19 protein-coding genes are annotated in these 18,771 nt (G+C 62.2%); 7 read left to right on the top strand and 12 right to left on the bottom strand.

Annotation, left to right across the window (positions count from 1 at the left end):
• Positions 1–23: 23 nt before the first annotated feature.
• Positions 24–1,109 (bottom strand): LacI family DNA-binding transcriptional regulator, encoded by a 1,086-nt coding sequence (locus C2L64_RS41195; protein ID WP_079482488.1) that lies wholly within the window; start codon positions 1,107–1,109, stop codon positions 24–26.
• 81 nt (positions 1,110–1,190) lie between these two features.
• Between C2L64_RS41195 and C2L64_RS41200 the strand changes: the two genes are divergently transcribed.
• The 3 genes from C2L64_RS41200 to C2L64_RS41210 all read left to right on the top strand — a co-directional run bounded on the left by C2L64_RS41200 (position 1,191) and on the right by C2L64_RS41210 (position 3,631).
• A complete protein-coding gene (locus C2L64_RS41200; RefSeq protein ID WP_007588822.1) occupies positions 1,191–2,024 on the top strand; it encodes an NAD-dependent epimerase/dehydratase family protein in 834 nt (277 codons plus the stop codon).
• 205 nt (positions 2,025–2,229) lie between these two features.
• Positions 2,230–2,535 (top strand): hypothetical protein, encoded by a 306-nt coding sequence (locus tag C2L64_RS41205; protein WP_007588821.1) that lies wholly within the window; start codon positions 2,230–2,232, stop codon positions 2,533–2,535.
• Between the two features lie 262 nt (positions 2,536–2,797).
• Positions 2,798–3,631: a hypothetical protein gene (locus C2L64_RS41210; protein WP_238554770.1), complete on the top strand. Its 834-nt coding sequence runs from the start codon at positions 2,798–2,800 to the stop codon at positions 3,629–3,631.
• Between the two features lie 84 nt (positions 3,632–3,715).
• Here the strand turns inward: C2L64_RS41210 and C2L64_RS41215 are convergent, their stop codons facing one another.
• Positions 3,716–4,573 (bottom strand): oxidoreductase, encoded by an 858-nt coding sequence (locus C2L64_RS41215; RefSeq protein ID WP_007588819.1) that lies wholly within the window; start codon positions 4,571–4,573, stop codon positions 3,716–3,718.
• Positions 4,574–4,692: 119 nt separating this feature from the next.
• Between C2L64_RS41215 and C2L64_RS41220 the strand changes: the two genes are divergently transcribed.
• Positions 4,693–5,625, top strand: a complete 933-nt coding sequence (locus C2L64_RS41220; protein WP_086910692.1) for a LysR family transcriptional regulator — start codon at positions 4,693–4,695, stop codon at positions 5,623–5,625.
• 91 nt (positions 5,626–5,716) lie between these two features.
• Here C2L64_RS41220 and C2L64_RS41225 read toward each other — a convergent pair whose 3' ends face one another.
• Positions 5,717–7,888, bottom strand: coding sequence for a M1 family metallopeptidase (locus C2L64_RS41225; protein ID WP_039901533.1), 2,172 nt, complete (start codon positions 7,886–7,888; stop codon positions 5,717–5,719).
• Positions 7,889–8,484: 596 nt separating this feature from the next.
• Here C2L64_RS41225 and C2L64_RS41230 point away from each other — a divergent pair.
• Positions 8,485–9,045: an EAL domain-containing protein gene (locus C2L64_RS41230; protein ID WP_007588816.1), complete on the top strand. Its 561-nt coding sequence runs from the start codon at positions 8,485–8,487 to the stop codon at positions 9,043–9,045.
• Here C2L64_RS41230 and C2L64_RS41235 read toward each other — a convergent pair.
• From C2L64_RS41235 to C2L64_RS41245, 3 genes are read right to left on the bottom strand one after another with little or no spacing between them, the layout of a single operon-like run.
• Positions 9,015–9,497, bottom strand: a complete 483-nt coding sequence (locus C2L64_RS41235; RefSeq protein WP_007588815.1) for a nuclear transport factor 2 family protein — start codon at positions 9,495–9,497, stop codon at positions 9,015–9,017. The genes C2L64_RS41230 and C2L64_RS41235 overlap by 31 nt on opposite strands.
• Before the next feature lie 59 nt (positions 9,498–9,556).
• Positions 9,557–10,027, bottom strand: coding sequence for a cyanase (gene cynS / locus C2L64_RS41240; RefSeq protein WP_007588814.1), 471 nt, complete (start codon positions 10,025–10,027; stop codon positions 9,557–9,559).
• A gap of 49 nt (positions 10,028–10,076) precedes the next feature.
• The gene (locus C2L64_RS41245; protein WP_007588812.1) at positions 10,077–10,736 is read right to left on the bottom strand and encodes a carbonic anhydrase; all 660 of its coding nucleotides are present in this window, start codon (positions 10,734–10,736) and stop codon (positions 10,077–10,079) included.
• A gap of 143 nt (positions 10,737–10,879) precedes the next feature.
• Here C2L64_RS41245 and cynR point away from each other — a divergent pair, with 143 nt between their 5' ends.
• The gene (cynR, locus tag C2L64_RS41250; RefSeq protein WP_007588811.1) at positions 10,880–11,761 is read left to right on the top strand and encodes a transcriptional regulator CynR; all 882 of its coding nucleotides are present in this window, start codon (positions 10,880–10,882) and stop codon (positions 11,759–11,761) included.
• A gap of 17 nt (positions 11,762–11,778) precedes the next feature.
• Here the strand turns inward: cynR and C2L64_RS41255 are convergent, their stop codons facing one another.
• The 3 genes from C2L64_RS41255 to C2L64_RS41265 form a co-directional block, all read right to left on the bottom strand.
• Entirely contained in the window at positions 11,779–13,143 is a 1,365-nt protein-coding gene (locus C2L64_RS41255; RefSeq protein ID WP_007588809.1) for a sigma-54-dependent transcriptional regulator, read from the bottom strand.
• Positions 13,133–15,028, bottom strand: coding sequence for a sensor histidine kinase (locus C2L64_RS41260; protein WP_039901532.1), 1,896 nt, complete (start codon positions 15,026–15,028; stop codon positions 13,133–13,135). The genes C2L64_RS41255 and C2L64_RS41260 overlap by 11 nt, the downstream gene beginning before the upstream one ends.
• Before the next feature lie 117 nt (positions 15,029–15,145).
• Positions 15,146–16,510: a 2-hydroxycarboxylate transporter family protein gene (locus C2L64_RS41265; RefSeq protein ID WP_007588807.1), complete on the bottom strand. Its 1,365-nt coding sequence runs from the start codon at positions 16,508–16,510 to the stop codon at positions 15,146–15,148.
• A 255-nt stretch (positions 16,511–16,765) separates the two neighbouring features.
• On the opposite strand from C2L64_RS41265, the gene C2L64_RS41270 reads away from it, so the two are divergent.
• Positions 16,766–17,206, top strand: a complete 441-nt coding sequence (locus C2L64_RS41270) for a hypothetical protein (protein WP_007588806.1) — start codon at positions 16,766–16,768, stop codon at positions 17,204–17,206.
• A 58-nt stretch (positions 17,207–17,264) separates the two neighbouring features.
• On the opposite strand, the gene C2L64_RS41275 is transcribed toward C2L64_RS41270, so the two are convergent.
• From C2L64_RS41275 to C2L64_RS41285, 3 genes are all read right to left on the bottom strand, one after another.
• On the bottom strand, positions 17,265–17,681 hold the full coding sequence (locus C2L64_RS41275; protein ID WP_007588805.1) for an organic hydroperoxide resistance protein: 417 nt from the start codon (positions 17,679–17,681) through the stop codon (positions 17,265–17,267).
• A 26-nt stretch (positions 17,682–17,707) separates the two neighbouring features.
• The gene (locus tag C2L64_RS41280) at positions 17,708–17,977 is read right to left on the bottom strand and encodes a hypothetical protein (protein WP_007588804.1); all 270 of its coding nucleotides are present in this window, start codon (positions 17,975–17,977) and stop codon (positions 17,708–17,710) included.
• Between the two features lie 273 nt (positions 17,978–18,250).
• Entirely contained in the window at positions 18,251–18,712 is a 462-nt protein-coding gene (locus C2L64_RS41285; RefSeq protein ID WP_007588803.1) for a MarR family winged helix-turn-helix transcriptional regulator, read from the bottom strand.
• Between the last annotated feature and the right edge of the window lie 59 nt (positions 18,713–18,771).

Below are 18,771 nucleotides of genomic sequence, written 5' to 3' on the forward strand. Positions count from 1 at the left end.
GCGCGAGGCGCGCGAGTCGATCTTCAGCCGCAAGCGGCCGTCGACTCGCGCACGATCAAACGCGGCTCGAACATCGAATGCTCGGCCTCCGCGTGGCCTGCGAGTCCGTCGATCAGCTTCTGCATTGCCAGTTCGCCCATCTTCTCGCTCTGGATGTCGACGGTAGTCAGCGCGGGCGCGGCGTACTCGCCATACGGCACGTTGTCGATGCCCGTCACGGAGACGTCGCGCGGCAGCTTGAAACCGAGCGACGCCGCCTCTTTCATGAAGCCGAGCGCGATCAGATCGTTGTAGCAGATCACCGCCTGCGGCCGCTGCGGCCCGAGCATCACGCGCGAGCAGGCTTGCTCGCCCGCTTGCGCAGTGGGTGCATGCGCGTCGTGCACGTCGAGCGTGAGGCCGACTTCGTCGAGACACTCGCGCGCGCCGCGAATCCGCTCGTCGTTGATGCGCGCCTGGCCAAAGCCGAGATACGCGATATGCCGGTGCCCGAGGTTCAGCAAATGACGCGCGAGCATGTAAGTGGCGAGCCGGTTGTCGATGCCGACGCTCGGAATCGGCAGGCCCGGACTGCGCCGCAACAGCACGAGCGGCTTGTTGAGTTCGAGCATCCACTGCGATTCTTCGTCGGGCATCCGCGAGTTGACGATCAGACCGTCGACACGTTGCGCCAGCGCCTCGATCAGCGAACGCTCGCGCGCCTGGTTTTCTTCGGTGTCGACCAGCAGCAGCGTGTAGTCGTGCTGCAGCGCGACGCGGTTCGCGCCCTTCACGACGTTCGTGAAGTGCGGATTGCTGATGTCGAGGATCGCGAGCCCGATGGTGCGCGTGCGGCCCGTGATCATCGAGCGCGCAAGCGGGTTCGAACGATAGCCGAGCCGCTCGATCGCTTCCTTGAGCCGCGCTTCGACGGGGGGAGAGAAACGCTGCGCGCCGTTGATGTACTTGGAAACGGTCGCGACCGACACGCCCGCGTCACCAGCGACATCTCGAATCGTTGGGGAAACTTTTTTCATCCGGAAGGTAACGTTTTCTTTTGCCGTGAGTGGATTGTCGCAGAAAACACCTGCAGTGAAACCTGTTCGCCGACCTCTCGCGGCTTGATGAATCTGGCGATTGACGCACAGCCGGCGTCGCCTTTATAGTTGGAAAACGTTTTCCTTATTTTAGGTTATTTCGAAGGATTAGCAATGAACGAGACATCTGCTGGGTCGCGCAAACCGTTCCGCCGCCTGTTGCTGACGGGCGCGGGTGGCAATCTGGGCCGCCAGCTGCGCGATGCGCTGGCCGCCTGGGCCGACATCGTGCGCGTGAGCGACATCGTCCCGGTGAGCGCCGCGGCTGCGCACGAGGAAGCGAGCGTCGTCGATCTGGCGGACCGTGACGCCGTGATGCACATGGTCGAAGGCGTCGATGCGATCGTGCATCTGGGCGGCATTTCGATCGACGCGCCGTTCGACGATCTCATCGAAGCGAACATCCGCGGCACGTACAACCTGTACGAAGCCGCGCGCAAACATGGCGTGAAGCGCGTCGTGTTCGCCAGCTCGAATCATGCAATCGGCTTTCATCCCGTCACCGAAGTGCTCGACGCCGACGCGCCGCAACGCCCCGACAGCCTGTACGGCGTGACGAAATGCTTCGGCGAGTCGCTGTCGCGCTACTACTTCGACCGCTTCGGCATCGAGACCGTGTGCCTTCGTATCGGCTCGTCGTTCGAAGAACCGAAGAATCCGCGCATGCTCGTCACGTACCTGAGCTACCGCGACTTCATCGAACTCGTGCGCTGCTCACTGTTCACGAACCGTGTCGGCCATGCCGTCGTGTATGGCGCGTCGGACAACCCCATCAAGTGGTGGGACAACACGAAGGCGAATTTTCTCGGGTTCCGTCCGCGCGACAGCTCCACGCAGTTCTCGGACCGCTTCCCCGTCACGTCGCCGACAGCCGAATACGACGACCCGGCGCAACGCTTCCAGGGCGGCATGTTCGTGCTCGGCGAACCGATGGAGCGCAGCGCTTAAGCAGGCGCTTCACGCCGCATGGCGCGGCAGGAGCAGCATGAGCGGCAAAAACGCTCCACATCACGCGCGATGCCGCCCCATTGCCTGCATCGCGCCTGACGCCAGCGCATCCGCTGGCGAATTTTTTTTCGCACCCGCAATGAATTGCCGGCACAGTTTCGCAACGTGTACCATGTGACCTAGGGCAAAACCCTTGGAGATGATCATGGACAGGCATGCAGTACATTACCGGCGCCACGTCATCATCCCACTTGCGTCCGTGGGCACTCGCGGATACGCGGCCAGCGTGTTCGTCACCGGCCCCAGCGGACGGCGTAAAGCCTTTGGCATCCTCGGCTACTTTTCTTCCGAGGAAGAGGCGATCCAGTACGCGACGTCGTGCGCAAAAGCCCGCATCGAAGGCAATCGGATGCCGGGTTTGCCGCGCAAGTTCAGTGCTATCCGGCACTGGTTCCTGCGTCATGGCATGCGCCGCCAACAGGGACTGTTCGCACCGAATCCCTGGGAATGATCAGACGTTAGTTGTGCAATCGACGCGCCGTCAGTAGCGCGCGTCCTCGACACGCAAACTAAACCGAAGCGTTCGATAATCGGAGAAGCTTCGACTCGCCGCGTTCATGCGCCTGGCGGTCATTGTCCCTTTGGGAAGCGCGATTCTCTGCTTATTGCTCGCCTGTTTCCACTCGTCAGGCGTGCCAATTGCTGGCATTTGTCTGACTTAAAGCCGCGAGCCGTCGATGATCGACGCCCGCGTCGATCGAACGACCATCAGTATGATGACCACCCGAAAGATTTTGATGATTCTCGCCGGGCTCGTGCTCGGCGCCGCCTTGACCACGTACCTGATGCTGCTTCAGGCGGACCGCCGTGCAACGGCCGAAGTCAAGGCCGGCATGGATGAAACCGTGCGCCCTGCCGCCGTCGATTCGCGCGTCAGCGAAAGTCATATGACGGAAGGCAGCATCGGCCAGTCGACGCCGTCGCGGGCAATCACGAAGAGCGCCGCCGTCGAGCAGCAGCCGATCGTTCCCGCTCCCGCTCCGGCAGCACCCGCGCCGATGAAGGCCGCACCTACGCCAACGCCCAGCGCTGCCGTCACACAGAGCACTGAGCAGGCGAAGCCGGCGCCGTCGACGGCCGTCGCATCGGTGAACGTGCAGAACGAGGGCGCGCCGAAAGTGGTGCCAGCACCAGCACCTCGCGCGCAACGCGGACGCGAAAACCTGGACCGCCGTGCGGCAGCGAATCAGGGCGCGACGCCGGAAACGGACGAACTGGTCCGGCAATCGGCGAAGCTCGATCCTTCGTTGCCGCCTCCAACGTCGATGCCGACTCAAACGCCTTCCACGGCAAGCACGGACCCGCGCAGCGCGTCTCGCGGCGCGTATCAATCGGGGGCTGCGCAAACCGACCAGTTGGTGCGCGATTCGGCGAAGCTCGATCCTTCGCTGCCGCCGCCGAACATGTCGGCCGTTCGCGCCGCGACGGAACAACAGCAACGGGCGATGAAACCCGGCGCCGGTTCGAACCCTATCGCCGCAGCGGCGACGGACCAACTGGTCCGCGATTCCGCCAAGCTAGACCCCTCGCTGCCGCCGCCGAAATAACGCGGGTTATTCACGCAAAGCACAACAGCGCCGCTGCTCTCGCAGCGGCGCTGTTGCTTTTACTTTCGTCCGATCAATACCGGCTTAGACGGGGAAGTCTGTGGACGCCGACAGCGTCTTCCACGCTTCCGTTTCCGTCGTCACGTATTCGTTCTTCTCCGCGATTGCCTTCAGCGTATCGGTGCCGAGCGGAAGACGCAGCGGCGGCGTTTGCGCATCGACGAGCGTGACGAGCGCGGTCGCCAGCTTCTGCGGGTCGCCGGGCTGGTTGTGATTCATGCCGACCGCGAAGCGGCGCACGTTGCCCGACGTCTCATCGTAGTCGTCGATGATGTCCTTGCCGACGATCAGCGACGACCCATCCAGGAAGTCCGTGCGGAAGTAGCCCGGCTCAACCACAGTCGCGTGGATGCCGAGCGGCTTCAACTCCGCATGCAGCGCTTCCGTGATGCCTTCGACAGCGAACTTCGTCGAGCAATACACGCCAAAGCCCGCCCCCGAGCGATACCCGCCGATCGACGACATGTTGATCACATGCCCCGAGCGCTGCTTGCGCATAACGGGCAGCACGGCGCGCGTCACATTCAGCAGACCAAAGACGTTGGTGTCGTACATGCGGCGCACGTCAGCGTCGCTCGATTCCTCGACCGCCGCCAGCAGGCCGAAGCCCGCATTGTTGATCAGCACGTCGATCCGGCCGAACTTCTCGACGGCAGCATCGACGGCCGCTTTCGCCTGCGCTTCGCTGGTCACGTCGAGCGCGACGGGCAGCAAGGCCGGCGACTCGCCGAGCCGCTCGACAATCGCGGTGGCATTGCGGCCCGCAGCGACGACGGCATTACCGTCCGCCAGCGCCGCTTCGGCAATCAGCGCGCCCAGACCGCGCGAAGCGCCCGTGATGAACCAGACGCGCTTGAACTGTTGTTTCGTGACGTTGCTCATGATCGTGTTCCTACGTTCGTGGTGAGAGTGAAACGAAGAATAGGACGTCCGATTCGCACAAACTAGCCGTCAATTGCTAGACTGATAATCAACTTTTATTTGCTAATCGGGAACAGCCGATGAACGAGGTCCGCGCCATTTTTTCGATCTTTGTCCGCGCCGCTGCCGTCGGCAGCCTGCGCAAGGCCGCCGTCGATCAGGGCATCTCACCTCAGGCGGCCAGTCACGCCGTGATGCAGCTGGAAAAGTCGCTCGGCGTGCGGCTGTTTCATCGGACCACGCGCAAGCTGAGCCTGACGGAGGAAGGACAGCGGCTGCTGCAAAGCGTCGAGCCGGCGCTCGCCACGCTGTCGTCGGCGATCGACGACGCGCGCCGCGCGAAAGACGAAGTCGCGGGCCCGCTGCGTGTGAGCGCGCCGATGGCGTTGGGCCGCGCGGTGTTGTGGCCGTCCGTCCTCGAATTCGCCGCGCTCTACCCCGACGTGCAACTGGACGTGCGCTTCGACGATCACTTCACCGATCTCGTCAGCGATCGCGCCGACGTGGGTTTTCGCGGCGGTTCGCCGCCATCGGGCGGCACGATTGCGCGGCGTCTGCTGCCCATCCAGTTGATCGTGTGCGCGTCGCCGGCGTATATCGAGCGTCACGGCAAGCCATCGACGGTCGATGCACTCGATGCGCATCGCTGCACGGGATACCGGCGCGCGAACACCGGCAAGCAGGCGCCGTGGGAATTTTTGATCGGCAATGAAATCGTCTATCGCGACGTCGCCGCGACGCTGTGCGCGAACGATATCGACGCGGAGACGGACGCGGTGCTGGCAGGTCTCGCAATCGGCCAGCTAGGCAGCTTCTCGGCCGTCTCGCATATTCGTAGCAAGGGGCTCGTGCCTTTGCTGACGCAGCACATGACGCAGCGCGAATCGATCTACATCTACTACCGGCATCGCACCGAACAGCCGCTACGCGTGAGGACTTTCATCGACTTCATGATCGAGCGGCTCGCGGATAACAAGGCCTTCTTTCTCGAGCCTGCGGAATTGCCCGCCTGACGCGTGAACCGTGCGTGACTATCGAGCGCAAAGCAATTGCGCGCCCGTCCGCATGATGCGGACGGGCGCGCGCCGTCATACGAAAACGACGTTACTCCGTCTTGTTACGCGGCTTCAGCTTGCCCTGATAACGCAGCGTCGGACGAACCGTTTCTGCCTGCGGCGTCACCAGCACCTGACGGCGCGCCATCGCGCTGACCGGCGGCGTGATCGAGCCGATCGTCGTGGCGCGCGAAGGATTGGCCAGGCCCGAATTCACGAGCATCTTCGCTTCCATCTGCAGGTTGGTCAGCAACACGGGATCGGTCAACGCGCTGCTCTGCGCGAGCAACTGGCTCCACGCGTTGTCGCCATAGTTCGTCACGTAGTAATCGAGCCCGCTCGGGTCCGCGACGACTGCCGAGCAGCCGTTGACGCGCACCTGCATCTGCGTGTCCTTCAGCGCAACCGTCTTGCGCCGCGCGAGACCTTCACCATAAGCGAGCGTCAACGGCACCGTCCATTGAATGCCCGGATACAGATTCTGGTTCGGATACGGCGACTGCTTGAGCGTGACGACCGTCTGATTGCTCGTCAGATCGCATTGCGTATCGAGCGATACCAGCGGCACGCCCGTTTGCCGCACGAAGCTGTCGCCGATGGCGACCATCGGCTCGCCGCTCACCTTCGCCAGCTCGTCCCACAGACGCTTCGGCGTCGAGTTGCCGAGCGAGTAGTCGGCCAGATACGACTGCAGGCCTCTGCGCATCACGCCATCGCCCAGATAGTTCTCAAGCATCTTCAGCACGATGCCGCCTTTGTCGTACGTGAACGGACTGGCGCTCAACACGAAATCATTCGATGCCCAGTCGTTGAAGTTCGGCTGCACCGGGAACGACGTGTTTCGCAGGTCGCGCGACATCACCGCGTACTTGGTCTTCACTTCGTCGACCCAACTGAAGCGATCGGGGAAAAACAGAATCTTCGTCTTGTTCTCGAAGTACGTCGCGAACGATTCGTTCATCCACACGTCGTCCCACCAGTCGAGCGTCACGAGATCGCCGAACCACTGGTGCGCGGCCTCGTGCGTCAGCACCACCACGCCATAGTCGGACATCGGCGTGCCGGGCGGCGGAAGAATGTCGTCGGCGAATTCGAGAATGGCGCCCCAGTTCTCCATCCCGCCAAAGTTCAGATCCTTCTGCTCCTTGAACGCATCATTCGCGGCGATCGTGTCGAACTTCGTCAGCGGCAACGGGATGCCCGTATAGCGATAGTAATAGTCGAGCGCCTGCTTGGTCTGCTGCATCGCGGGCACGGCCCAGTCGCGCATGCCGGGCGGCGTGAAGATCCGCAGATGCAGATTCTTGCCGTCCTTCAACGGGCTCGTGAAGTCGTCTTCGAGCGTGTCGAACATGCCGCCGCCGAAGAACAGCAGGTATTGCGGCATCGGCGGCGTCTTGTCGAACGTGACTCGCTTGTAGCCGCTATCCACATTGACGGACGGCTTTTCCGCGGCATTCGACACGACGCGCCAGTTTTGCGGTACTTCCGCCGACACCTCATACGTCATCCGGAAAGCCGGCTCGTCCCAGCCCGGGAACCATTGGCGCGCAAGGTTGGTTTCGCCTTGCGTGAGGATCGCGCCGCTCGTCGTGCCGTCCGTCGACTTCAGATCGACGCGGAATACGCCTTCCGCCGCGGAGCAGCCGGGATACGGATCGTCGCCACAACTGCCGCCTGTTTTCGTGGCGGGATCGTCGTAGGTCTTGAAGTTGATGATGCCCGACCACTCCATATGCAGCGAATAGTTGCCGGGATGAATCTGGCCGCTGACGGGCCGCAGCTGATAGAAATCGCCGTCGTCCTGCGGCGTCGCGATCAGCTGGATGTTGCCCGGCTGCAGTGTCGTCTTGCCGTTGACGAACTTGATGCGATGCCCGGCAATGACGATCTGATTGATGTTCTTCGTGACCTGGATCTCGACATCGGCGCGGCCGTCGAACGCGTTCAGATCCGGGTTAGGCCGGAACCACAGCTTGTAGTTGATCGGCTTCACGGTGTCGGGCAACTCGACGGGCGGCACCGATTTGTTGATCGACGTATCGGCGACGATGGGCGACTCCGGCGCCGCGAGCGCAGGTTGCGGCGCCGGTGCCGTCGCGCCCACCTGGGCGGACTTGCTCGAAGCCAGACCTCCATCGTCTCCACCACCACATGCACTCAACGCCAGTGTCGCAGCCAGCAACAGGCACTGCGCCTTTAACCGAAAATATGGTCGCATGGTTCGTCCTATCGGATAAAGCAGCTCTGGAAATGTGTGGTTATGCGTCTCTATTTATTATTAAAAATCACGAAAAAGGTCTCCCCCACGCGCTTTAAGGCGAATGAAAGAATTGCAATAAACAGACGAAAACAGGCCTCAGCCCAATTCGCTGATATTTACATTTTTAGAACGTGAACTAGAGAAAAAATTACGGCATGACAACGACGCGCGGCGAACGCCACGCGCACAGACTCGCAGGGCTGACCACGCGCGCGATAATAATTTGATGCGCCCGTTTTGAATGACTGTCAGCTTACGATGGACGGTAGATTAGTTGGGCAAACGTCAGCGTGTCAACTTCCATTACAAAATATTTCTCGAATATTTCTACTATGCGTGATGAGTAAAATCGATTTGGAACGTGTTCTCGTATTGGCATTTATTTCGCATAAGCGGACATACGGGTTTTCCATAAAAGACATAAGTCGATTCTCGCCTTTATTTCCTGAATCCACTAATTCGTCGAAATAGTCATTAAAGAACCGCATTCCAACGAAGGGCATGCAAATCAATTGATCAGTAATGCCATTCGAATGGACTACGTACGCTGATGCGTGAATCTGCTGATTGCGGCTGGATACCTGATCGTCTTTGCGCCGCGCCGCCTGCTGCTTTCAGCCGTGCGCCGCGCGCTCAGGCATGGGCAATTGCATATCGTGTATCAACCCGTGGTCGAGATCGCCACGCGCCGCATGACGGGCGTCGAGGCGTTGATACGCTGGACACATCCGAAATGGGGCGCCGTGAGCCCCAGTGCGTTCATGACGGAAGTGGAAAGCAGCAGCCTGCTGGCGAGCGTCACCCGCTTTGCGCTGCAACGCGCGACAGAGGGCATCACGCAAAAGACGGACATCCGCCCATTGCGCGTCGCCGTCAACATCGCGCCAATGGATCTGGAGCGCAAGGAATTCGTCGCGGACGCACGAAGCGCTGCGCAGCCTGGGCATCCCGTTCGGTCAAGGCTATTTCTACCAGCGCCCCGTGCCCGTCTCGCAACTCTTCGTAGATACCAGCCGCAACCCGCTCACGACGAAAACACGCGTCACGCCTTGAGCATTTCAGGCGTAACGCGTGCGCTTCACGTTCAAAGGCCGAGATCGCTCAAGCTGGGGTGATCGTCGGGACGACGGCCCAGAGGCCAATGGAACTTGCGCTCCGACTCCTTGATCGGCATGTCGTTGATGCAGGCAAAGCGGCGTTGCATCAGACCGTCTTCGCCGAACTCCCAGTTCTCGTTGCCATACGAACGAAACCAGTTGCCCGCGTCATCGCGCCATTCATACGCGTAGCGCACCGCGATCCGATTGCCACCGAACGCCCACAACTCCTTGATCAGTCGATACTCGAATTCCTTGCGCCATTTGCGCTCCAGAAACGCCTGCGCCTCGGCGCGGTTGTTCGCGAACTCCGCGCGGTTGCGCCACTTCGTATCGAGCGAATAGGCAAGCGCGACTTTCGCCGCATCGCGCGAGTTCCAGCCGTCTTCCGCGAGGCGCACTTTCTCTGTGGCCGTTTCCAGTGTGAACGGAGGAAGCGGCGGGCGGATTTCCTGTTGTTGCGAAGACATGTCGACTCTCCTTTTACGAGGTCTGTTGCTGTGCTTGGGTTCGTGCAGGACTGAGGAAATCAGAACGGCTTGGTCGGCAGATACTTGCCGTTGAGCGTGATGATTGCGCGCTCGCCGCCTTCAGGATCCGGCACCTTCTGAATATCGAGCTTGAAGTTGATCGCGCTGATGATGCCGTCGCCGAACTGCTCGTGAACCAGCGCCTTCAACGTCGTGCCGTACACCTGCACCATTTCGTAGAAGCGATAGATGGTCGGATCGGTCGGCACGCCTCCGGGAATGCTGCCACGCACGGGGATGGTCTGCAGCAGACGGACCGCGTCGTCGTCGAGTCCGAGACGCTCGGCAACCAGTTTCGCCGCCTTCTCCGGCAGTGCGTGCTGGCCGAGCAGCGCGGCTGTCGTGTACGCGACGCTCAGGCCCGTGCCTTCGTTGATCGCTTCGAACGTCAGGTTCTTGCGCGTCTTGGCGTCGATGATGGTTTCGGTCAGGGCTTCGCGTGCGTGCGGGGTGGTTTGCGATTGGGTCATGGTGTTGCTCCTTGAATGAGTGAGGCAGGGAATAACGACGAGGCGAAAATCAAAACGCTGCGACACATTCCTCACGCGTCGCGTTGACATCCGGATGCTCGGCCAGCGAAACGAACTGACGTGTCTTGCTGTCGAGTGCATCGATGGAACCGGATTCGATGTCATAGACCCAGCCATGCAGCTTCAGGCGGCCCTGCGCGAGCGCCAGCGCCACGGACGGATGAGTCTTGAGATTGTTGAGCTGCGCGATCACGTTCTCACGCACCATCGAGTCGATACGTTCATGCTCGCTTGCATGATCGCGCGATTCGTTGACGAGCTTCGCCGAATCGGCGTAGCGCAGCCAGTTTGCGACGGCGGGCATGTGATCGAGGCACTTGCACGTTGCAACCGCCGTCATCGCGCCGCAATCCGAATGGCCGCAGATCACGACGTCGGTGACGCCCAGCGCGGCCACCGCATACTCGACCGTGGCCGACACCCCACCCGGCTCCGGCCCAAACGAAGGCACGATGTTGCCGGCATTGCGGATCACGAACAGGTCGCCCGGTTCACGTTGCGTGACCAGTTCGGGCACCATCCGGCTGTCCGAACACGAGATGAATAGCGTTCGCGGCGTCTGGCTGGTAGCCAGCTTGCGGAACAACTCTTTGCGCGCCGGAAAGACGTCGCGCTGAAACTTCAGAAAACCGTCGATGATCTCTTGCATGATTCGCTCCATTCCGTCGCTCAGTGCGTTGGGTTGCGTTGCGCTGCGTTGAACAAAGAATGGACGCGATCAGCCATAGTGTCCAAGACCGGTTTATGATTGTGGCTATAGGCATAACCAATAGTTACCCGACAGGGGCAGACATGCTGCTACGTCATATCCGCTACTTTCTGGCCGTCGCCGAGCACCGCAATTTCACGCGCGCCGCCGAGGCGCTGCACGTGTCGCAGCCCACGCTGTCGCAACAGATCAGGCAACTGGAAGACACACTGCGCACGCAGTTGCTCGACCGCTCGGGTCGAACGGTGCAACTGACGGATGCGGGCGTGGCATGGATGCGCTATGCAAAACTCGCGCTACAGGATCTCGATGCGGGCGTGAGAGCCATTCACGATGTCGGCGAGCTGAGCCGCGGCAATCTGCGTCTTGCCGTCACGCCGACGTTTACGGCATATCTGGTGGGGCCCGTCATCGATCGCTTCTATGCGTCGCATCCCGGCATCGCGATCGAGATTCAGGAAATGACGCAGGACCAGATCGAAGCGCAACTCGCCGACGACAAACTCGATGCCGGCATCGCGTTCGAGCCGGTGTACGCAGCGGAAATCGAAAGCCAGCCGCTGTTTCAGGAGACGCTGAGCCTCGTGGTCGGCGGCGGCCATGCGCGCGCGTCGCGTCGCAAGCCGCTTTCCGCGCAGGATTTTGCGAAAGAACCGTTGGTGCTGCTGAACAAGGCATTCGCGACGCGCCGCTATATCGACGAGTATTGCGCGCGGCATCGCGTTCGCCCGCAGGTTGCCATCGAGGTGAATTCGATCAGCGCAATCGTCGAGATCGTGCGTCACGGCCAGCTTGCGACCGTGCTGCCCGACGGGATCGCGCGCGAGCATGCCGAACTGCAGCCCGTGCCGCTCGATCCGCCGCTGCCCGCGCGCACGGCCGCGCTGCTGCAGCGTAAGGACGCGTATCGCACGGCGGCGAGCAAGGCGTTCGTGCAGGTGTTGATGGAGAGTCTGGAGCGCTGAAGGCGCCTGATAAAACGCTACGTGTCGATCTCTTCGCCCTGGGCATCGCGCGCGGCGATTTTTAGTTGGCGAAGCTTGTGATACAGCGTCTTCTTCGGCATGCCGAGCGCCTCGCTCGCTTCCGCCACGTTGCCGTGGTGACGCCGCAGCATGTCCTCGATCAGCCGGCGCTCGAAATACGCAAGCTGATCGGCGAGCGTGCCGCCCTTGACTGTTGTGCTACCGCCCTCGGACAGCAGGCTATCGCCCGTAAGACCGAGCACGAAGCGGTCAGCGACGTTCTGCAACTCGCGCACGTTGCCGGGCCACGCGTGCGTCATCAGCTCCGAAACCTGCGAAGCCGACACGACAGGCGCCGGTTGTCCGAAGCGGCGCGCGGCCGCCAGCACGAAATGCTCGAACAGCAACGGCACGTCTTCGCGGCGCTCGCGCAACGGCGGCAGTTCGATCTGCGCGACGTTCAACCTGTACAACAGGTCCGAGCGAAACCGTCCGTCGGAGGAAAGCGCCGTCAGATCGGCCTTGGTCGCAGCGATCACCCGGCAATCGACGGAAATCGACTCGTTCGCGCCGAGCCGCTCCAGCGTGCGTTCCTGCAGCACGCGCAGCATCTTGATCTGCAGCGCGACCGGCATGGTTTCGATTTCGTCGAGAAAGAGCGTGCCGCCGTGCGCCCATTCGATCTTGCCGACACGCTTCTTGATCGCGCCCGTGAACGCGCCCGCTTCGTGCCCGAACAACTCGCTTTCGAAAATCTGCTCCGGCAGGCCGCCACAATTGAGCGCGACGAAGTGCTTGTCGCGCCGTCCGCCAAAGTCGTGCAGGCTGCGCGCGATCAACTCCTTGCCAGTGCCCGTCTCGCCCGTGATCAGCACCGACACCGACGTGTCGGCGAGCCGCAAAATCTTCTTGCGCACTTCGGCGATCGCCGGCGACTTGCCGAGCACCAGCGCCTCGATGCCCTGCCAGTTGTCGAGCGCCGCCCGCAAGCCCTGCACCTCAAGCGTGAGGCGCCGCTTCTCGACCGCGCGCGCGACGCGCCCCGCAATATGGTCGGACGAAAAAGGCTTCTCGATGAAGTCGTACGCGCCGACCTGCATCGCGCCCACGGCCGTCGAGATATCGGCATGCCCGCTAATCAGCACGACAGGGATCTGCGAATCGATCGCCATCACCTTGTCGAGCAGCTGCAATCCGTCGATGCCCGGCATCCGCACATCCGACACGATCACGAGCGGCGCACCCGGTGCGACTTCGGCCAGCGCCTGCGCCGCCGATTCGAACGCGCTGACGGGAAACCCCGCCAACGCCACGGCCTGCTCGACGCCGAAGCGGACGTTCTCATCGTCCTCGACGACGAGCACGCGAATTTCATCTCCCATGAACCACCCTCTGCGACGTTGCCGCCGCGAATTCGATAGTGAATTGTGCGCCGCCGTCCGCGCCGCTGTCTGCAAGATTCGCGGCGGAAATCTTCGCGCCGAAACCCTCGACGATACGCGACGAGATGGCGAGCCCGAGGCCCAGGCCTTGCCCGCGCGGCTTGGTCGTCACGAACGGCTCGAACAGATGCGCGAGCACGTCGGGCGCGATGCCGGGGCCGCTATCCGCGATAGTGAACAGCACGCGCTCGCGCGCGTCGGGATCAGCGGCAGCAATCGTAATCACGCGCTTCGGTTCGTTGCGCACGGCGTCGAGCGCGTTGCCCAGCAGATTGACGATCACCTGCTGCAACTGGCTCGATTCCGCCCATACCGTCGTGCCCGCCGGAATCTTCACGTCGAGTTGCACGCCTTCGTCGCGGATGCGCGCTTCGTAGATGAGCCGTGCGTGCGCGACGGCTTCGCTCAGCGACACCGCCACCCGCTCGACATCGGGCTTGCGCGCGAAGGTCTTCAACTCGCCCGTCAGCACGGCCATGCTGTCGACGAGTTTCGCCACGCGCTCCAGATTCGCCACCGCCTGCGCGGGCTGATTGCGCTCGAAGAACGTGCGCGCGTTGTCGCACAGCGTGCGGATCGCGACGAGCGGCTGGTTCAGCTCGTGCGTGAGGCCCGCGGCCATCTGCCCGAGCACGGCGAGCTTGCCCGCATGCACGACCTCCTGCTGCGAGTCGCGCAGACGCTGCTCGGTCCGCTTGCGCTCGACGATCTCCTGCTTCATCCGTTCATTGGTTTCCACGAGCGCGGCCGTGCGTTGCGCGACGGTCATCTCCAGCCGGTCATTCGCGAGGCGCAACGCGTCTTGCGCCTTGAGCTTTTCGGCGATCGTGCGGCGCCGCTGGGTCGCGTACAACGCATACAGCCCGGCGATCAGAAACGCGCCCGTCACGAACGCGAGCGCAATCTGCTGCTGACGCCGCGCGGCGGCAACGTCGAGCAGCACCATGATCGAGTCGCCCGCTTGCGGCGCGGTCCGCGACATCACGAGAAACTGCGTGGTCCGGCCCGCCCGCCGCCAGTCGGGAAAGCGCCCGAGCCACGCCGTGCCGTCCCAGTCGGCGACCCGCCGATAAAGCAACGCATCGACGTTGCGGCCCGCGTATTGACGCGAAGCCTGAATATCGCGCTGCTGCTGCGCGGTGATCGGCCGGAACGCGGTGAACTTCCACGCCGGCACCGTCGAGATGACGATGACCCCGTTGCTGTCGATTACCACAGCCGCTTCGCCGGGCGTGCGCCATGCCGCTTCGAGCGCATCGACGCTCAGCTTCACGGCCGCCACGCCGATCGGCTTTCCCGCGTCGCGCACGGCGCTCGAGAAGTACAGGCCCGGCATGCCCGTGTTCGTGCCGATGCCGAAGAAGCGCCCCGCGCCGTGCGCGAGCGCGTCGTTGAAGTACGGCCGATAGGAAACGTTGGTGCCGACGAAGCTGAACGACTGGTTCCAGTTGCTCGCGGCGATCACCGAGCCTTGCAGGTCGATCACGTCGACGGCGAGACTGCCTGCGTCGTTGTTGACGGCTTCGAGATACGTGTTGACTTCCTGCAGCAGCTCAGGCGATGCGCGCGAGCCTGCGCCCAGCAGCGCGCGCACGCTGTCCTGCCGCGCGACGATGGCGGGCATCATCTCGAAGCGGCCCAGCTCGCTTTTCAGGCTGGCGGCGTACAGGTCCAGCCGATGCGCGCCGACTTGCGCGAGCGCATCGATCGCGCGGTCCCACGCAAATTCGACGGCCGCGGCCGCCGCGCCGAGATACAGCGCGCCAGCAGCGGCCCATGCCCACAACGGTATGCCTCTTATTCTCACGCGCACATTCAACCTCATCGATGCCCGACGCCGGATGCCGGCTTGCGCGGGACTCGCGCACGGCACCTTATACGAAAACGGGCGGCGCAAGCTGATCGCGCCGCCCGCCGCCGCGCCGCATCGGGCGCGGACGCGTCAGCCGAAATGCGCGAGCAGGATCAACGTCAGCGTCACCACGATCGCGCCGCCGATGCGCGTCGCGATCTGCGCGAACGGCATCAGCGTCATGCGGTTCGCCGCCGTCAGGATCGCGACGTCGCCCGTGCCGCCCTGGCCGCTGTGGCAGGCGTTCACGATCGCGGTGTCGATAGGGTACATCTTCAGGAAGCGCCCAACCACAAAGCCCGTGCCCATCAGCGTCGCCACGGTCACGACGATGGTCACGATATTGGCGAACGTGAATGCGGCGATCAGCTTGTCCCACGGCGTCATCGCGACGCCGATTGCGAACAGCAGCGGATACGTGACAGCCGTCGAGAAGAACTTGTAGACAACGAACGCGCCTTCCTGCAACTGCGGCGAGACCGCGCGCGCGAGCTTCACCAGCACCGCGAGGAACAGCATTGCGACGGGCGCGGGCAGACCGAACAGATTGCGGCACATCAGGCCGAGCAGGTAAAGCGTGATCGCGGTGATGCCGGCGGCGGCAATATGCGTGACGTCGATATGGCCGCTGATTTCTTCCTTCACCGGGTCCATTTCATCCTTCTCGCCGACCTGCAGACGCCCGTTGCCCGTCAGATGCGGAAGACGCTTGCCGAGCATGTCGAGTGCGCCGGCCAGCACGATCGCCGTCAGGCTGCCGAGCATCACGGGCGGCAGCACCTGCGCGAACAGCTCGCCCTGCGGCAGATGCATGATTTCCGAATAGCCGATGGACAGCGGAATCGCGCCCTCGCCGACGCCGCCCGCCATGATGGGCACGACGATATACAGCAGCGTATGGCGCACGCCGAGTCCGAACATCGCGCCGACCGCCGTGCCGACGATGGCCGCCGCAATCGAACCGACCGCCAGCGGCACGAAGATCTTGATGAAGCCCTGGATCAGCACGCGCCGGTCCATGCTCAAAATGCTGCCGACGATGATCGACGCAATGAACAGGTACAGGAAGTTCGTCTGCTTGGTGAACTCCGTCGTCAGGTTGAGGACGGGTTTCGGCAGCAGGTGATAGTACGTGAGCGCCGACGGCACGAAGGTCGCGCAGATCGCGGCAGCGCCGATATTGCGCAGGATGGGCAGACGCTTGCCCAACTCGGCGCAGGTGAAGCCGAAGAACGCCAGTACGGCGATCGCCATCGAAATTTCGCCGGGCACCTTGCCGGTTACGGCGAAGCCCGTGATCAGCGCAAGCAGGATGAAGTAGACGGGCAGCGGAATGATGCCGATCCGGTATTCCATCAGCTTCCACCAGCCTTCCGGCCAGAAGCGTGCTTTGGTGGCGGGTTGCTGCGCGGGCGCCGGCTGCGAAGGGCCGTGGGCGTGAGAAGTGGTTTGCAAAGCATGTCTCCTTGATCTGGATGCGCGGGTGGCATCGCTTGTCTATGGCCGTGGCCAGTGGACGCCTATAGCGCAAGGGCCATGCCAGTTTTTCGCCAAGGAGAGATTATTTAAATCATTGATTTATAAAGCGTTTTATAGACCGGCAAACAAGCGCTGACGATGCCGTTCTGAGACCTCAGAATCGGCCCGGATACGCAGGCTGAGAGTTCAGCCATTCGCTAGAATCGCGGCATCGCTCGATTGGGGAAAACCATGCAGGACACATGGCAGTTCCAGATCCGGATCACCGTTTCAGACGAACGGGCTGGCGCGTTGCGCGCCGATCCTGCTGCGCAGTCATACGCGCCGCTGCATGACGTGCTGAAACGGCATCGCGCGGAATTGAAATGCCAGTTCGACGCATTCGCCGATTACGTCAAGGAAGCTGAAAAGGCCGGGACGGCTGCGTACCCGCTCTACGACTGGACGCGGCAGACCATCGAGAACCCGGAAAAGAAAGCAAAGTATCTGCGCTCCTTCACCGTGTACGTGGAGGGCGAGCAGATCTATGCGAAAGAGACGGCCGACTCGCTCGAAGCAGCGCTCTCGTCGCTGGCGCTGGACCGTGCGTCGGGCATCGAACGCGTGTTCAAGTACGACACGAATCCCGCTCATAACCCGCAGCCGCCGCAATCGGGCGGCAAAGCGCAATAGCCGGTCCGCCGCATCCATCGTCTGAAGGACGCCAGCGAACCGGCCACCGCAGCGCACATCACACCAACGCGATTTCGACGTCGATATTGCCGCGCGTTGCCTTCGAATACGGGCACGTCTGGTGTGCCGCATCGACGATCTTCTGCGCGATATCAGCGCTCACGCCCGGCAGGCTCACGTTCAGACGCGCCTGCAGGAAGTAGCCGCCCTCGCCCGTGCCGAGATCGACTTCGGCGTTCACGTTGGTATCGGCGGGCAGCGTCACTTTCAGATCGCGCGCCGCCAGTCCCATTGCGCCGATAAAACACGCCGACCAGCCTGCCGCGAACAGTTGCTCGGGGTTCGTGCCCTTGCCGCTCGATCCCGGCGGCGAAAGCTGGATATCCAGCCGGCCGTCCGAGCTGCGCGCCGCGCCTTCACGGCCGCCCGTAGTTTGCGTCTTGCCTGTGTACAGGACGTTATCGATTCTTGCCATGATGTTCTCTATCCTCTGCTCGCCGATTAGTGATGCTTGAAGGTCGACAGGCCGAACTCGCTCGAAATGGTGCGGTGACCCGACTGAACGGTCTGGGTCGCTACGCCACCCATATCGTCGTTGGCGGCTGCATTGCGGCCTGCGTCGGCAACGATGGCGCTCGGGCCTTGCTGCGACACGGGCGCGCCCTGCAGCGGGTTGTAATGCGGCGCCGGGCCGTAGCCGCTCGCGAAGGCCGAAGTGGACGCTGCTACGCCAAGGGCAAACCAGACTGCGACTTTGAAGAACTTGTTCATGTTGAACTCCGCCAGGTAGAGGCACCCGCCTAAGGGCGCCATAACTTTAAAAATTCCGTGGATCACGCCTCTCCGACGTCACCCACCTCTTTCAACCGCACACGATTGCATCGCGTACGACACATTCTACGTTCAAATTTTTTCCTGTCAAGCGCGATTTAATCGTGTGCGATGCATTTGTCGAGAAAAAAGCCGGAAATCCGGCTTGATGACGCGCCTGGCACGGAGCGTCAACTGGCGCGGCAAGCCCCGCCGCGCCGCGTCAGGCGGTGCTCAGTCCTGCTCGCTCACCGCCTTGACCAGGTTGTTGCGCAGCGTGACGATGGACTTCTGCATCTTGGAGAACTCGTCAGGCGCGAGGCCGCAAGCCTCCACCAGATCCATACCGAACGCCTTTTCGCGCAGCTTCCGGCCGGCCTTGGTCAGGCTGACGCGCACCTGGCGCTCGTCTTCCGGATCGCGCTGGCGCTCCAGATAGCCCATCCCCTCGAGCTTCTTCAGAATCGGCGTGAGCGTGTTCGATTCGAGAAAGAGTTTTTCACCGAGACCGCTGACGGTCTGATGGTCCTCTTCCCACAGCGCAATCACGGTGATGTATTGCGTGTACGTGAGTCCCAGTTCTTCCAGAATCGGCTTGTAAGCCTTGCCGAATGCCAGGTTCGCCGAGTAAACGGCAAAGCACAGGAAGTCGGCGAGCTTCGGGTTCGTGTCTTCTGCCTTGGCGGTGGTCTTCATTTGCGTCCTCGTTGGCACGAGACGGATGTCTCTACAAGAACGCATTATACATCGTGTGC

The sequence above is a fragment of the Paraburkholderia hospita genome (assembly GCF_002902965.1).
Taxonomy (GTDB): Bacteria; Pseudomonadota; Gammaproteobacteria; order Burkholderiales; family Burkholderiaceae; genus Paraburkholderia; species Paraburkholderia hospita.